The 16,262-nt window shown below is 42.5% G+C and carries 17 protein-coding genes and 1 tRNA gene; 5 read left to right on the forward strand and 13 right to left on the reverse strand.

Features of this window, described 5'->3' with window-relative positions; genetic code table 11:
- Positions 1 to 3: 3 nt before the first annotated feature.
- The 3 genes from FKV42_RS11900 to FKV42_RS11910 all read right to left on the reverse strand — a co-directional run bounded on the left by FKV42_RS11900 (position 4) and on the right by FKV42_RS11910 (position 1,550).
- Entirely contained in the window at positions 4 to 741 is a 738-nt protein-coding gene (locus tag FKV42_RS11900) for a DNA polymerase sliding clamp (protein ID WP_154810507.1), read from the reverse strand.
- 103 nt (positions 742 to 844) lie between these two features.
- Positions 845 to 1,156, reverse strand: coding sequence for a transcription factor S (locus FKV42_RS11905; RefSeq protein ID WP_154810508.1), 312 nt, complete (start codon positions 1,154 to 1,156; stop codon positions 845 to 847).
- Positions 1,134 to 1,550, reverse strand: coding sequence for an NUDIX domain-containing protein (locus tag FKV42_RS11910; protein ID WP_154810509.1), 417 nt, complete (start codon positions 1,548 to 1,550; stop codon positions 1,134 to 1,136). Before FKV42_RS11910 ends, FKV42_RS11905 begins: the two co-directional genes overlap by 23 nt.
- A gap of 66 nt (positions 1,551 to 1,616) precedes the next feature.
- Between FKV42_RS11910 and artA the strand changes: the two genes are divergently transcribed.
- Genes artA through FKV42_RS11930 form a run of 4 tightly spaced genes read left to right on the forward strand, consistent with a single transcriptional unit; the run spans position 1,617 to position 4,088 of the window.
- Entirely contained in the window at positions 1,617 to 2,432 is an 816-nt protein-coding gene (gene artA, locus FKV42_RS11915) for an archaeosortase A (RefSeq protein WP_154810510.1), read from the forward strand.
- Entirely contained in the window at positions 2,433 to 3,041 is a 609-nt protein-coding gene (locus FKV42_RS11920) for a phosphatidylserine decarboxylase (protein ID WP_154810511.1), read from the forward strand.
- Positions 3,042 to 3,046: 5 nt separating this feature from the next.
- Positions 3,047 to 3,754: an archaetidylserine synthase gene (locus tag FKV42_RS11925; RefSeq protein WP_196214129.1), complete on the forward strand. Its 708-nt coding sequence runs from the start codon at positions 3,047 to 3,049 to the stop codon at positions 3,752 to 3,754.
- Positions 3,729 to 4,088: a dihydroneopterin aldolase family protein gene (locus tag FKV42_RS11930; protein WP_154810513.1), complete on the forward strand. Its 360-nt coding sequence runs from the start codon at positions 3,729 to 3,731 to the stop codon at positions 4,086 to 4,088. Before FKV42_RS11925 ends, FKV42_RS11930 begins: the two co-directional genes overlap by 26 nt.
- A gap of 16 nt (positions 4,089 to 4,104) precedes the next feature.
- Here FKV42_RS11930 and hisC read toward each other — a convergent pair whose 3' ends face one another.
- From hisC to FKV42_RS11975, 9 genes are all read right to left on the reverse strand, one after another.
- Positions 4,105 to 5,202: a histidinol-phosphate transaminase gene (gene hisC / locus FKV42_RS11935; RefSeq protein WP_154810514.1), complete on the reverse strand. Its 1,098-nt coding sequence runs from the start codon at positions 5,200 to 5,202 to the stop codon at positions 4,105 to 4,107.
- Positions 5,189 to 6,295: an acetylornithine transaminase gene (locus FKV42_RS11940; RefSeq protein WP_154810684.1), complete on the reverse strand. Its 1,107-nt coding sequence runs from the start codon at positions 6,293 to 6,295 to the stop codon at positions 5,189 to 5,191. The genes hisC and FKV42_RS11940 overlap by 14 nt, the downstream gene beginning before the upstream one ends.
- Positions 6,296 to 6,485: 190 nt before the next feature.
- Entirely contained in the window at positions 6,486 to 6,827 is a 342-nt protein-coding gene (locus FKV42_RS11945) for a hypothetical protein (protein WP_154810515.1), read from the reverse strand.
- Positions 6,828 to 6,870: 43 nt separating this feature from the next.
- Complete coding sequence (locus FKV42_RS11950; RefSeq protein WP_154810516.1) at positions 6,871 to 7,701, reverse strand: acyltransferase; 831 nt, start codon at positions 7,699 to 7,701, stop codon at positions 6,871 to 6,873.
- 143 nt (positions 7,702 to 7,844) lie between these two features.
- Positions 7,845 to 8,318: a PUA domain-containing protein gene (locus tag FKV42_RS11955; protein ID WP_154810517.1), complete on the reverse strand. Its 474-nt coding sequence runs from the start codon at positions 8,316 to 8,318 to the stop codon at positions 7,845 to 7,847.
- Positions 8,319 to 8,696: 378 nt separating this feature from the next.
- Entirely contained in the window at positions 8,697 to 10,196 is a 1,500-nt protein-coding gene (locus FKV42_RS11960; RefSeq protein WP_394348069.1) for an RtcB family protein, read from the reverse strand.
- Between the two features lie 91 nt (positions 10,197 to 10,287).
- On the reverse strand, positions 10,288 to 10,731 hold the full coding sequence (locus FKV42_RS11965; RefSeq protein ID WP_154810519.1) for an archease: 444 nt from the start codon (positions 10,729 to 10,731) through the stop codon (positions 10,288 to 10,290).
- A gap of 77 nt (positions 10,732 to 10,808) precedes the next feature.
- Positions 10,809 to 11,420 (reverse strand): archaetidylinositol phosphate synthase, encoded by a 612-nt coding sequence (pgsA, locus tag FKV42_RS11970; RefSeq protein WP_154810520.1) that lies wholly within the window; start codon positions 11,418 to 11,420, stop codon positions 10,809 to 10,811.
- A 105-nt stretch (positions 11,421 to 11,525) separates the two neighbouring features.
- Positions 11,526 to 12,086, reverse strand: coding sequence for an aldolase (locus FKV42_RS11975; protein ID WP_154810521.1), 561 nt, complete (start codon positions 12,084 to 12,086; stop codon positions 11,526 to 11,528).
- Between the two features lie 98 nt (positions 12,087 to 12,184).
- Between FKV42_RS11975 and FKV42_RS11980 the strand changes: the two genes are divergently transcribed.
- Positions 12,185 to 12,261, forward strand: a tRNA-Thr gene (locus tag FKV42_RS11980).
- A 90-nt stretch (positions 12,262 to 12,351) separates the two neighbouring features.
- Here FKV42_RS11980 and FKV42_RS11985 read toward each other — a convergent pair.
- Positions 12,352 to 16,164 (reverse strand): PAS domain S-box protein, encoded by a 3,813-nt coding sequence (locus FKV42_RS11985; protein WP_154810522.1) that lies wholly within the window; start codon positions 16,162 to 16,164, stop codon positions 12,352 to 12,354.
- Positions 16,165 to 16,262 lie beyond the last annotated feature (98 nt).

Raw genomic sequence — 16,262 nt, forward strand, 5'->3', positions numbered from 1 at the left:
AGATCAGTCTGATTCGATCCTTGGAGCCAGAAGATAACCAACCTTACCTGCACCATTTGCAATGGCGAAACCAATCTTCACAGGGAAATCCTTTCCAAGTTCAACAGTAACTTCATTGGAACGGGAAGCAGGTTTGACTATATCGGACAGGTAATCCAGTGAGAAAAGTGAGCGTGCCTCACCTGATTTCAGGTCAATAAGACTGTCACGAGTCATGTCAAGACGTACACGGTCAGTGTCACCTTCAGCTTCCATGTAAAAGACATCCTCATCAATACCAAGCAACATGTGGTCACTGATCTTCTCGGCAGCTTTTACAGCCCTCTGGAGGTCTTTTCCATTAAGGACAACCTCAGCAGGCAACTCTAGCTGTGGAATCCTTGGTTCTGCCCTGATAGTTGATGGATCAAGCAGGGCAAGAGTATATGAGAGGCCACCAAGATGTAGTGACATTTTCTGAGACATCTCATCAAGTTCCATGACGACTTTTTCATCCCTACCTGCAACACTGAAAATATCATTGATCTTTGACAGGTCCATGCCTATCTCGGAGTCATCAGCATTGAATTCATCAAAAGCACTCGAATTAAGATCAAAACTCACCATGGCCACATTTGCAGGGTCAACTGCCCTTACAACTATGCCCTCAGGAGAAATCCTGAAACGTGCTTCATCAACAAGAACCGAAAGAGTTTCAATTGCAGTCTTTAAAATATCTGCATCAATAGTTGCCTTGAACATATGGATTAGCCACCAATAAATTAAATTTTTAGGTCATTATATCTAATAACTAATATAACTTTTCTTTTAAATATCCAAAACTAAGAAAAAGTATCAGATATCCTTAGTCGTATTCACGCCAGGTACAGCCACATTTTGTACATTTGAAGAAACGTGTCTCTGATTCATCAGCGGATCTAAGCTGGCGCAGCCACCAGTATGCAGTGTTGTTACCGCATTCCTCACATCTCACTGTGGTTGTAGGAAGACCCTGATCCACATTCCCTTCAAGCACAGTGACATCTCTTTTCTCCCTGGATTCTTTTGACACCAGTTCCTCGGTACCTTGTTTTCCCTTTACATAACCACATTTTCTGCACTTAAATGTATCACCTGAAGGAAACATCATACTTTTACATTCGGGACAAAATTCCATCAATATCACTTCTCGCATTATCTATTATTAAGTTATGGTCAAAAGCCATTCGCGGTATATCTTCAAGACTGAGCAAATGCACCGCCTTTGCATCAGAATCTGCTTTTGGTACACCATTCCCCAAAGTCAGGTACACTACACTCACTGTGTGCCCGCGGGGATCACGCGAAGGTTCAGAATATACCCCAAGTAACTTAACTATTTCTATGGTAAGACCTGTTTCTTCAAGAACCTCGCGCACAACAGCTTCTTCTGTTGTCTCACCAATGTCTACAAAACCTCCAGGAAGTGCTAATTTTCCCTGAAAAGGAGGATTTTTTCGCTGAATCAGGACTATTTTTCCATTTAAGATGATCACGGCATCTACTGTCAGTTTAGGCGTACTGGGTGGCATAAGGAACAAAAACTTAATAGGCTACATCAAATATATAGATGCCATACCTATTAAAGGTGTGCTTAGATGATTGAAAATGTTCTATGGATTGCAGTGGCTTTAATGCTACTTGGATCAATAATTCCTAAAACTGAAAAAAGCCGCAGAATGGTGTCTGCGGCAGGATGGGTATTCTTTTCCATACACTGGTTCTACCAGCCAATTCATTATATGGAAATTAAAGATTACTTCAACGTAGCTCTGGTAATAGTCGTTGGAATAGTCTGCCTGATCATAGCATACACCATGTTCAAAGAATACAGGGAAAATAAAATACCTTTACCGGACGTCACAACAATGGCTACAAGTGCGACTGCCCTTGGTTGTATATTCTATTTCCCATTTGCACAAATGGAAATCCTCAATGTAGGAATCATATCCCAGGTCACAGATACTGTGCTACTTACCCTCCATTACCTGAATATCCCGGCAGAGCTTGTAGCATGGAACAAAATTCAACTTAATGGATACACAGTAGAGATTATCCTTGCCTGCACTGCCATTGAGAGCATAGCACTATTCATAGGCCTCATTGCATCAGTAAATGCACCAGTCAAAAGGTTGGCAGCAGCATTCATAACTTCAGTACCAGTCATATACATTTTAAATATAATAAGGGATGTTTTCGTAATTATGGCCTATGGATACCAGTGGTTTGGTCCTGAAAGCTTTGAAATTGCTCACAATACCATAGCAAAGATAGGATCAGGAATTGCGTTATTTGTAATTGCTTATCTGGTCATGCGCATACTGCCGGAACTGGTAGACCTGATCGAAGGAGTCTGGTTTTTGGTTACCGGATTTTTTCAGAAGCTATTCTATAAAGTAGTAGGAAACCAATAAATGCTTGCAAAAGGTTCTTTTCCCTGGATATTAACATCCATCGCTGTAAGTGTGGTAAGCTTCTTTGCATACCTGCTATACAAAGTCCCATATTCCGGACCTATCGCAATAATTGCACTAGCAGGAACGATTTTCTTCTTATTCTTTTTCAGGGACCCCGAAAGAGAAATAAAAGAACATGACAGTCATATGCTCTCACCTGCCGATGGCAGAGTTGTAGACATCAGGGGTAGGAAAATCTGTATTTTCATGAACTTCCAGAATGTTCATGTAAACAGGTTGCCAATTACCGGAAAGATACACACTATCGAACATAAAAAAGGTGGATATATCCCTGCATTCTGCAAAGACTCTGATCGCAACGAAAGAAGCCATACCCTTATAGAAACAGAACATGGCCTGGTTGAAGTTATACAGATAGCAGGAACAGTCACACGCAGAATTGTCTCCTATGTTCAGGAAGGAGATTACATGAAACAAGGTCAGCGTTTTGGAATGATACGCTTTGGATCAAGGGTCGATGTCACAATTCCTGAAAACTTTGATATACATGTTAAGAAAGGGGACCGTTTATTTGCCGGTGAAACGGTCATTGCCAGAATTAAATAAAGGAAGTGAACCAGATACTCCATACATTAAAACTACCTGATATAGTCACTATTCTGAATGCATTGTGTGGGGTCATTGCCATTATTATTGTCCTTGATGGTTTTACTTATCTAGCACCACTGCTCATACTAATTGCTGCAGTTGCTGACGGCGCTGACGGACAACTTGCCCGCAGGTTCTCGTCCAGCGAGATCGGAGGTAATCTGGACTCACTTGCAGATGCCATTTCTTTTGGTGCTGCACCTGTTATAATCACATACTCATCTGCCACCGGAACAAAGGCACAGTACATTCTGCTCCTTGCAATGTTATTCTATTTCATATGCGGCATTCTGAGACTTGCCAGATTTAACACGATGCACCTTGGTATGAACGCATTCAGCGGTTTACCAATAACCGCAGGAGGAATATCCATATCAGCATATCTGCTCATGGACAATGGATTCTTTGATTCTTATATCATGGCTGCACTGGCTATCATACTTGGACTACTCATGATCAGCAATGTGACATACCTCAAAGCAAGGAATAAGAACATACTTGCTCTCCTTTCAATGATATTTGCTGTAACCATTATTTCATATTTTATAAATATCGAATATACCCATGTAATGGCATCAATGCTTTCAGGACTTATGGCAATTTACATAATCTCACCAATTATCAAGAAGAACAAAGAGGTACACTATGCAGGAAAACGAAGTGATAACTGACAGGGACAACGTACTTTTTGAAGCAGGTATAAAACTCGGTGCTCTCTATCACCAGTTCACAGGCTCACCGGTAAATCTGGAAACTGTTGAGAGTCTGGAAAAAGGAATACAGGAAAGTATTTCAGTCCAGCCTTGCGTTGAGAAGATCAGTGTTTCCATAAACAGGGATATGATACGCTCCAAACTTAACGGCAAATACGGATATTGCGAACTGGAAGGACGTATGCTGGATGTCAAGATCACAGCAGTATTCAAAGGTGCAAAAGTGGATGTCAGTCTGGCATTTGACACCGAACTTGACTATCCGCTTATGAAAATAGAAAAGATATATTGATTTTTGCTAATTAGATTCAATTAGAACCGGCCTTTGCTTCTTCAAAGGCTGATACTACTTTTTCATTCTGCTCCCTGGTTCCCACTGTCACACGTATCAGTGATTCACCGGCATTTTTGAATGACCTGCAATCCCTGACAATTATACCCTTTTTCATAAGAGATTCTGAAACATCTTTTGCAATCAGAGGTGAAACATCCACAAGGATGAAATTTGCCTGTGAATCATAAACCTTGAAAGGTATATTCTCAGCCAGGAACTTGCGACCTTCCACAGTCATTGAGATGCTTTTCTTCAGATATTCCGAATCTGAAAGTGCTGCGACTCCAGCCATTACAGCAGGCAGACTTACATTGAAAGGAGTTGCAATCTTCATATACTGGGATTTGAGCCACTCAGGCATCAAACCATATCCAATTCTCAGACCTGCAAGCCCGAATGCTTTTGAGAAAGTCCTTCCAATTACAAGGTTATCGTATTCAAGAACCAGTTTTGAGAGATTACTGTCTGCAAACTCAACATATGCCTCGTCCACGAACACAAGTCCCTTTGTAGACTCAAGAAGAGAACGGACATACTCTTCTGAAGTGAGCATACCTGTCGGGTTGTTAGGAGAACAGAGGAATACAACCTTTGTCCTGTCGGTAATTGCTTCTTTTATGGCAGCCATATTGAAGTTTAGCCCTTCACCGGGAGCTACATGAATAGCAGTTGCTCCATTTGCCCTTGCTGCAATCTCATAATAGGAGAATGTGGGAGTTGGAATTACAACCTCATCACCAGGTTCAATGAGCACACGCATCATGTTATCAAGTAAACCATCCATGCCTGGACCGGAAGCGCATATATTCTCTACCGGAAGACCTGTGTACTCAGAAATAGCTTCCACAAGCTCGGAAGCATCGGCTGAAGGATATATATTCACTTTTGATGCATACGATATGAGAGCTTCAACTGCTTTTGGTGACGGACCAAGAACATTCTCATTGGAACCCAGTTTTATGATTAACTTTGGGTCGATGCCATATTTCTTTGCAATCTCTTCAATGGACTTTCCCGGAACATATTCTGCAATGGAATTTACAACGTCCTTGATTAGCTCAGGCCTGCTCAAGTACGCCCACCACCCTGTCAATCTGCTCTTTAGTGATCACCAACGGAGGAGCGATACGCAGTACTGTTTCGGAGGTGCAGTTCAGAAGAACACCATTCTTACGTCCATAATCCACAAGGTCAGCGCACTTGCGATCGAACTGGACACCGATCATAAGACCCTTACCACGAACTTCAACAAATCCATCGGCGGAAATCTTACTTAGTTCACTGCGGAAGTACTCACCCATTTCCTTTGAGCGCTGGACGAGATTCTCTTCACGGATCACATCAATTGAAGCAAGTGCTGCAGCACATGCAAGTGGACCTCCTCCAAATGTTGCTGCGTGTTCACCCCGGTTGAAGGAGATACCTTCACGGGCAGCTATAGCACCCATTGGGAAACCGCCTCCTATAGCCTTGGCCATTGTCATGATATCAGGTTCAACACCAAAGTGTTCTTTGCAGAACCAGGCTCCTGTCCTTCCAAAACCAGTCTGGACCTCATCAAAGATAAGGAGAACTTCATTCTCATCACATATCTTGCGAACCTCTTTCAGATAGTCCTGTGAAGGAACATTTATGCCACCTTCTCCCTGTATTGGTTCAACTATAACAGCCGCTGTGTTTGGTGTGATGGCATCGGCTATTGCCTGCGCATCATTGAAAGATACAAACTTTTCTTCCTGAACAAGAGGCTTGAATGGTGCACGGTACATATCCTTGTATGTAAGACTCAGCGCACCCATTGTACGTCCGTGGAAAGAGTGTTCCACTGCAATGAAATCTGTCTTTTTGGTTGTTGCCCTTGCAAGTTTCATTGCGGATTCCACTGCTTCTGTGCCTGAGTTACAGAAGAACACACGATCCATACCAGTCACATTGACAAGTTGCTCGGCAAGCTCTGCCTGTGGCTGCGTGTAGTATAGGTTGGAAACATGAATAAGTTTCTCAGCCTGCTCTTGTAGTGCTTCTGTAAGACGTGGGTGGCAATGGCCAATATTGTTCACTGCAATTCCGGCAACACAGTCCACATATTCCCTGCCTTCGATATCGTAGACCAGAGAACCTTTCCCACTTTCAAGAACAATTGGCTGGCGGCCGTATGTCTGCATTACATATTTTGAGTCCTTCTCGAATATGGATTTAGACTCAGATGATGATGAAGTATAATCCTGTTGCAAATTAACACCTTTTCACTATAATTATTAGAACCGTTTTTAAATCTGACTATCGTCACAAGAAAAAACAAATAGAAAAATAAATGTGAACATAGCCAGCTAACAGCCAGCCTAATGTCACTTCTCAAAGAATGCGTCTGTCAGGTACCTTTATCGCCACATATAGATGATAAAGGAAAACGAGCATTGATATCTGGAAAATAAGCAGCATGAAACCTTTAACGTTATCATACTGTGTGCTTCCCGGCACTGAATTTATCGTTACGAGTATCTCTAAAAGATACAGTACAAACCCTACTGTCAGAAAGACAAAATACTTTTTCAGATTGTTAAATGATACATAAATTCGCGAGCGTATGACATCGGGATCTATCTTCACCAGGAGATAAGATGTCAATAGCGCCAGAATCACTATACAAAGACGTATTGCAAGATCCAGAAAATGGAACGTTGAACTTAGACTCATAGCCATCCCCTCATATTTTTTTGGTAACCCTATCTTGAATCAATCAGACATCCAGTTGCATCAGTTCGTTGTCACTCAAAGCATCATCTTCCTCACGCTCAAAGATTATACCACCCGGTGCACGCATCACGCCATCTACGCGGGCACTTTCATGTATCTTTATTGACTGCGAGTTAATCTCTCCCAGAATATGTGTTCCTGCAGCAACGTAAACATTGCCTCTGGAAATTATATTTCCGTGAATCACATTATCTGTTCCGAGTTTTACATCCTGAATGGTACGTATGCTTCCATAAAGTGTAGTCTCATTTGCCATATCAAGGGAAGTTGCACGTATATTCCCTACAAGTCTGCACTTGCTTCCGATAATCGCGTTTGAAGGAACCTTTATGGAGTCCATGGATATCTTGGAACCGTTTGGAATGATCATGGAATTAAGCCCAATGGACTCTTCATCATCCTCAAACAGATCCTCTAATGCCTTTTCAACTTCCTCGTCCTTTCCAAGCCTTAGAAGCTCGCTGATATAAAGGAAAAGATAAACTATGACCGGTACAGGATTTCTTACAACAATCCAGCCCTTGGCTTCAAAACCACCGTTGATCTTTACATCGTTACCAATATCGAGATCGCCTTTTACCACCAGTTTTCCGTCGATGGTTACGAATTCTCCGATATAGGCATTCTGATCTGTTTTGACATTCCCGCCAATTTCTGACCAGATATCGATTCTTGCATCCCCGGTAGTAACCAGATCCCCTGTGAGGCTGACCCTTTCACCAAATATTGCTGAATTTGCAATGATACCGTACTTTATTTCAGAGTGATTGCCTGCAATAACATCCCCATCTATGACTATTGTATGCTCTTCCATCCTGGTATTGTCTGGAATTACAAATGTCTTAAATATCTCCTCTTCTATGCTTTCACTCTCCGGTCTCGGATATACTGTATCAAAGGCACTACTATGACTTTATTTTCATCTATTTAATAGAGATAGATTTATAAATAGTTATTCTAAGATTGTGCTATCCCCCGCCTTACATCAACTGCAGGACCTCTGTCCATGCGAAGTGCTTCTGCAGGTGACAATAATAGTTGCCCTGTTGCAAGTATTTCGTCTTTTCCATCAACTATGATAACCTCGTCTCCTGCTCTTAGTTCCGGGTCAACCGCAACTACGTGTTTTGCAAAAGCAGTCTTTCCTTTTGATACAAATGGAACTGCATCATCACAAATTACAACTCTTGATGCAGGCTTTTCAAGACCCTGATGAAGAGCAGCAGCTCCATCTATACTGAGAGTGAGCATTCCATCCTTTGCACGAACTGTTGCCATGTGCTTTCCGTTGAACTGAACCTGTCTTACACGTTTTGTCCTGGAAAGCAGGAATGTGACACCATCAGGGAAAAGAATATCTCCACAACCCTTTCCGAACTGGATATCGGCCATTGTCCTGACTCTAATGAGATTTTTATCTGCATTGCTCATAGTTGCTAAATAAAGTATAAGTTTTAAAATGATAGCGGTTAAATTGATATCAGATTATATCTTCTTTAAGGAAGTGAACCTTGTTTGCTATATAAATAATGTCAAACAGATTTATATATAATAATGACCAATTATAAGTAGAGGAAACGGAAACTACTGCTTGTAACTGTATTCAAGGTATAGTAACTGTAACCAAGCAAAACCATTCATCCCCTCAAACATGTCTCCGTTTCCTCGTTGCTCAATTGAAGAGCAAGACTTCTTTTATGTTATTTAGCTAACTAGTGTAAACTCTGTGTATCTGTGTACTAAAGATAATTTTAAAATTAGAAGTTATTCTGAGAAAACTAAAAAAGAAAAATTAAGCCAAAGGTCAGTTTAACCTTTGACAACTCCCATTGGAAGTACACGTGCAACTTTTGTAGCAATACCAAGGTTGTGTACGACATCCACGACATCACTGCTGGATTTGTAGACCTCTGGTGCTTCCTCGGCTATGAGTGATGGCTGGGTTGCTCTTACAATGATTCCCTCTGACTTCAGCTCATTCTGGATATCTTCACCACGCAGTTCTTTCTTAGCCCTGCTTCGGCTCATAACCCTTCCGGCACCATGACAGGCACTGCCGAAGGTCAGTTCCATTGCAGCAGGACAGCCTTTTAGCACATAGGATGCTGTACCCATACTTCCAGGTATAATGACCGGTTGACCTATATCCTTGTAAGCTTCCGGAACTTCAGGATGACCTGCAGGGAATGCTCGTGTGGCACCTTTCCTGTGGACATAGACTTCTTTTTCCTCGCCATCGATCATGTGTTTCTCAAGCTTTGCAACATTGTGAGCAACATCATACACAAGATCAAGTCCCAGGTCACCGTGCTGAGACTTGAAGAACTCATCAAAAACCTCACGTGCCCAGTGCATTATCATCTGGCGGTTTACCCATGCATAATTTGCAGCACATATCATTGCTTTGAAATAATCCTGGGCTTCCTCTGAACTTGCAGGAGCACATGCCAGTTGTTTGTCAGGCAAAGGAATCTTGTATTTCCTGGAAGCCTGTGTGAGCTTCTGAAGATGGTCAGTACATATCTGGTGACCTGCACCACGTGAACCGCAGTGGATCATAAAAGTGATCTGTCCTTCCCTAAGACCAAAAGCCTTTGCAGCTTCCTCGTCATAGACCTTATCCACATACTGCACTTCTAGGAAATGATTTCCGCTTCCAAGAGTTCCTATCTGTGGACGACCTCTTTTACGGGCTTTCACACTAACCTTTGAAGGATCAGCACCTGGCATCATCCCATTGCTCTCGCAATGACTGAGATCTCCTTGCATACCATAGCCATTCTTTACAGCCCAGTTCACTCCGTGGACGAATACATCATCCAGTTCCTCATCGTTAAGCCTCATGCGACTCTTGGAACCTACACCGGAAGGAATAGCCTCGAACAGTGCATCAAGAAGTTCAGGTAGCCTTGGACGAACATCATCCTCCATGAGATTGGAACGTATAAAACGGACTCCGCAGTTGATGTCAAAACCTACACCACCCGGGCTTATCACACCTTCATCCTTATCGAAAGCTGCAACTCCACCAATGGAGAAGCCATAACCTAAATGTGCATCCGGCATTGCCATGGAGTATTTCTGGATTCCCGGCAGAGATGCCACGTTTGCAACCTGATCGATGGTTTCAGGTTCCAGAATTTCAAGGAGAGGGGTTGATACGAAAATCCTTCCCGGAACATTCATCCCTGGTTTGTAATTGTCGGGCACCTCCCATATATTATCATTTACTTTGGTGAGAATATCTAAAATTGATGTTTCATTTTCATCTGACATGTTATTTCCTCTTGTCTTTCTTCCTTCAAGCATCTATAATGGAGATTATGTGCTCTAATAGTATGAATATATTGATAATAAGAAATTGATTGACCCAATGGCTGGAAATAGGTAAACTGAAAATTCACGTATCCACTGTTGCCTGGATCATCCAGCCATCATCTGATTTCTCGATCCTCATGTCGTTATAAGTGGCAGCCTTTACTTCGGTATCAAAAACATGAACGGAAAGATCAATGGTTTCTCCATAGAGAGTGGCTTTAAGGGAGCATTCTTCATCGCCAACGGTTATTTTGTTGACTTCCACCCGACCAAACACCATTTCATCTACTTCAAATACGAAAAGTATCTCGGAAAGCCAGTCAAAGAGCAGGCTGTCAAGGTCAAAGGATGTCAGTTCAACAGTTACTGACAGGCTGTTGTTAACAGAAGAGGTTTCCACCATTACGTTAAGCATGGCAAGGGCTGCATTCTCAAATGCCTGCTCAAGGCTTTTCCCGTAAGCCCGAAACCTTACATCAGCAGTGTGTTCCAGATACTCGTAGTCGAGACCCATCTCAGATGACATGAACCTTAATTGGTCTTGAGATAATTAAATTAGCCCCTTGGTTCCGAGAGTCTACTGTTATATTGGTATAGCGGAAATTATTCCAATTGTTTCCAGATGTGAGCTATGCGCTGGAAAGCTGTAATGTGGCTTCCAACTCCGATTATAAGAATCATCCAGCCAAGGGATGAGAATCCAAGGACTTCAGCCTGATAGAAGTAGTAGATAACTGAAGACAACATAATAAGGACTAACCTATCCGCCCTGCCTATGATACCGCCGTAATAGCGCCCGAGATTCAGTGCCTGTGCCTGTGTACCAAGGTAACTTGTAAGGAGGACACCGACAATGGTTATGACACCTATTTGCCATTCCACATAGCCTCCGAAGAAGATACCGCAGATGATAAATACATCTGAATAGCGGTCTATTACATGGTCAAGGAAATCGCCTCTTGCACTTGATACATTGAGATGACGCGCCACAAGACCGTCCATTGCATCTAAAAAGGAGTTAAATGCGACCAATAAACCCGCTACGAGCACAAGAAGAGGATCAAAGGCTGACCGGTAGTATAGTATGCCTGAAAGTGCCGCAAACAGGAGTGATATCAGTGAGATCGTATTTGGGGAAACACCCATCTTTGCAATCGTAACGGCCATTGGCTCCAGTATTTTTGATGCTGCAGGTCTTAGAGCATTGAATGTCATGGATATTGTACCAAATGAGCATTTTTATGATTTAACGTTTTCTGGAAATTATAGCATTTCAGGATATTTTCAGGCTGATTATCATGCTAATTATCAGGTAAAGTTTCATGTTCTGGTGTTTTTGGCAAGGTCATACCAGTATTTGATCTTGCATGAATGCTCAACCTGTGTGGTGAGTACATAGGCTTCATCCAGTACTTTTCCTATGGCAAATGTGCCATGACTGTAAATAATAGCGGTTTTGTTATTCGCAAGGGCTGAGGCAAGATTATCTGCAAGTTCATCTGATCCGATGCCGCCTTTTACAATTGGAACTTCTCCCAGGAAGTATTGCCCCTCGCTGTCGGCAGGCGTGATACTGTCAGCTTCTGCCAGTAAGGAGAGTGTCACAGCAAACGGGCAATGTGCATGAACAATGGCAAGGGCAGGAGTTTTACTATAGATGGCACGGTGAACTATTGTCTCGGATGAGGCGATCATGTCAAGAGGTGATGAACCGTCGATGCGAACCTCTACTACATTGCTCTCTGTTATCTCATCCAGAGCGCAACCGCTGCGTGTGATGAGCATCCGGTTGCCAATCCTCACACTGATATTACCAAAGTGGGATTCTACCAGTCCGTTCTCCACAAGTTTTTTTCCAATCCTTGAAATTTCACGCCACATAGGATATCTCCGGGTAGTCCGCTACCATAAAACTTATCTGCTATTATGATATGTAAGGGATTGCTTTCCATAAATAGATGTGGAATGCGTCATCAAATGCCTCAGTGGCTCAGCCCGGCAGAGCGAGTGATTTGTAATCACTAGGTCGCGTGTTCAAATCACGCCTGAGGCTCCATACTTATTTTCAACTATTCAAAACTCATTACAGATATGTTTTGATTCACCTGGATGATGAAGGGTTTATTAGAGTTATTGCATATCGAAATTAACAGTTTCCCGAATCAATCGGTATTGTAAAAGTGAAATTACTACCTTTCCTCACTTCACTTTCAACATGTATATGACCACCGTGCATCTCTACCAGTTTCTTAACCAGAGCCAGGCCAAGGCCGGTACCTTCATACCTTCTGGTGCTCGATCCGTCTATCTGAACAAATGGTTCAAAGATTTCCTCAAACCTTTCTTTTACTATACCTATGCCCGTGTCATATACCGAGACCAGAAGAGCATCGTTGCTACCTTTTACCTCTATCTTTACCGAACCTCCGCTGTCTGTGAACTTAATGGCATTCTCTATAAGGTTATACAGGATTTCTTTGAGTTTCTGGCGATCCACAGCAACAACACCGAAATCTCGGTCTATAATAGTATTGATTGTAATTTTTTTCTTTTCCGCTTTTGCAGAAAGGATATTATGGATTTCCGGGAATAACTCCTGTATATTAACACGCCGAATGTCGAGTGAATCCAGACTTCCACGTTCTACATTTACAAAGTCGAGTAATTTGTTGACTATATTATGAAGCCTATGTCCACTCTCGTTAATGTTGCACAGGTACCTCTTCTGGGGTTCGCTGAGTTTTTCAGTATCTTCGAGCAGCACATCCGAAAAACCTATCACCGACGCCAGGGGTGTCCTGAGTTCATGGGTAATGTTGTTTAACATTTCATCCATCATGCGGTTGGAGTTGTCTGCAGCAAGTTTAGCATACAAAAGAGCTTTTTCTGCTTTCACTCTAGGACTGATGTTGACCAGTGTCCCTATAAAGTGATGTGGTTTGCCACTATAAGTGTTAATAAAGTATTTCCCCTTGGCAGAAACCCATATCCATTCTCTGGATTTGTGTTTCACTCTGAAATCGATGCTGATCATTTTATCAAGGGTATTTCTGTTGCTTTCAATGGCTTTGAAAACAAGCTTCTTGTCGTCTGGATGAACTATAGATAATAACAAATCTTCAAGATTTTCAGGCAAATCTTCGGGTTCGTATCCTATCATTGCGTATGCAGTGAGATTCGCATATAATCTGCCGCTTTTCAAGTCAAGATCCCAGAAACCGAACTCTGAAGCTTCCATCGCAAGGGACAGCTTTTCCTCACTTTCCCTAAGTGCTTCCCCGGCCATCTTAATTTCTGTAATATCCCTTCCATTTATAACTATACCGTCTACCTCACCTTTTTTATTGATATAAGGGAAATAAGTGATATCAGCAAAACATTTGCCTGTTTTTGGGAAATCAAACCACTTCTGGTACTTTACGGTTTCACCTTTTAAGCACCTGTCATACAGATCCCTGATTTGGTTATTAAACAGATCATCCCCCCAGAATTCTGCTGCCGCATGCCCAACCAGTTCCTCCTCCTCTTTTCCAGAGACCCGCCCATAGGTGTCATTGACAATACTGTACCTATAATTTGTATCTATAAGGGAGATAAGATCAGGAGTCGAAGAAACGATTTGTTTGTATCTTTTCATTTCTTCCTCGGCTTGCTTTCGCTCGGTAATATCCCTGCACACACAAAAATGCATTTTCTGCCCGTTAACAACAGATACGTTTACACTGATTTCAACATCAAAAAAACTACCATCTTTGCGACGGTGAGACGTCTCAAAACGATAGGAACTTTTATGACGATGATCGACATACTTTTTCTGCGTTTCTTCCTGTGTCCATTGGGTGGCCCAATCCCAAACGTGTAGTTGCAGGACTTCCTCCAAGGAATAACCAAGCATATCCGCAAATTTGCGGTTTGCTTCAAGTACCTCACCATTCCAGGTAACAACAACTATTCCATCGTTGGACTGCTCAAAAAAGATTTTTCGCCGTTTCGTCTCTTCAGCCAGTTTCTCTTCCGCCTGCCTGCGCTCGGTAATATCAGTGAAAGCTCCCGCCATCAGGAGTGGTTTTCCATCCCTGCTCCACTGAACAACCTTTCCATGATCCAGTACCCATACCCATCCTCCTTTCTTGTGCCGCAAGCGCAACTCGCATTCATAGTATTCCAATTCCCCTGCAAAGTGCCTTTCCAAGGCCTTTTCTGTCTTTTTCTTATCTTGTGGATGGATGAGGTCTGCCCAAGTCTGGTAATTTACCGGAGCTAGCTCTTCAAGTGTGTACCCTGTTATCTGTGCCCACCGGTCATTAAATACAGCCTCACCGGTTTGCACATTCCATTCCCATGTTCCGGCATTCGTGCCTTCAATAATGTTCTTTAAACGCTTACGATCGACAACTTCCAACACGACATCCATCAGCAGGGTTATCTGAAGTATATCATCTTCACTATACTCCGATTCTTTGTTGGCCACCCCGACAACGGCAACTATCTTATCGTTCCTGAATACGGGGATGGTCATGTACCTGCCAAGTTCGACATGTCCTTCAGGGAACCCTTTTCTCAATGGGTGATGGACATTGAAGTCATTAAGGATAACTGGTTTACGCTGGCGGACCGCTTCTCCCCAGAACCCAGCTTTCTCAAGCTTGCAAATGGTATGCGAATCGGTGATGGCACATTCCTCCATGACACCCCCGGACCATGAGTTCAGGCTGAATTCCTTTTTTTCCTCGTCATAATAATAGATATAGCCAATTTTGCTTCCGGTAAGCTTGATGGATTCGGCAAGTGCGGTATCCAGGAATTCGCGAACCGTATTGAATTTTCGTCGCAGTATGTCGACAAGACTTTCCAGACGCTCCTCTCTTTGCTTAAGTTTCTCTTCTGCCTGCTTACGTTTGGTGATATCCCTTATGAAAACAAAAAATCCCGGACCTGCTTTTTCAGAGTATGTCGAACTGACCTCAACATCCAGTATCCTGCCTTCTTTTGTGCGAAGTTTGGTCTCGAAACGGTCCATTCCGTTCTCCTTTATTTTAAGGAGGCGGGTTGCTGTCTGTTCAGGGGACTCGTTTACTTCTACATCATTTAGCCTCATGCCAAGCAGTTCCTTACGTGTATAACCGAGGAGGCTGCAGTACGTCTCGTTCACCTCAAGATACCTGCCATTCATATCCAGATGGCTATAGCCGTCCATGGAAGTCTCGATAGTAGTCCTGTATAGTTCCTCACTTTGGCGAAGTTTCTCCTCAGCTATCCTTTGATCGGTTATATCCTCTCCCACACTGGCAACACCTGATATTCGGCCATTTTCATCCTTAAAGACGGCATTATTCCAGGCAATAATTTTTCTGTTTCCGTCTTTTGTGACAATCGCGTTCTCATTGTATGATGGGATATCTTCAGTTTCAACTATCTTGAAGAAGATATTTTTTATCTCATGAACAATCTCCGCAGGCAGGAAAAGTTCAAACCAATCTTTATTCAGAACCTCTTCTTTTTTCCATCCGGTCAGGCCGAGTAAAAAATCATTACAAAAAACAATGTTTCCTTTCGTATCCAATATCAGGCCCACAAGCTGAATATTTTCGAGAATGGCGTTAAAACATTTTCCAGATTCGCACAGATTTTTTCCTATTTTTTTTGGTTCGGTGACATCAGTAACGATACCCCTCACTCTTAAAGGAACATTATTTTCATCACAGGTAATCTCCGAGTGTTCACGTATCCGGCGAATGCTCCCGTCGGGTCTTAAAATGCGATACTCTGCTGATGCTTCCCCTTCCAGTTCTCTTTTTTTTGCCGCAGCCTGTACAATATTTACGTCATCAGGGTGGACATATTGGTACCAAAGACCATTTTTGTTTACAAGCTCTCGCGAATCCAGGTCGAATATATCCTCAAATGAAGGGCTGACATGAAGTATCTTAAGATCAGGATATGTTACAGACCAAACCACCACACCCCATAATTCCAAGATATGGTCTAAATGTTCCCCTCTATCATCCGAGTCTTCTGCATAAATTTTATTTTCAGACAGCAGATCACCACCAATGC

Source organism: Methanolobus vulcani (assembly GCF_006546655.1).
GTDB classification, from domain to species: Archaea; Halobacteriota; Methanosarcinia; order Methanosarcinales; family Methanosarcinaceae; genus Methanolobus; species Methanolobus vulcani_A.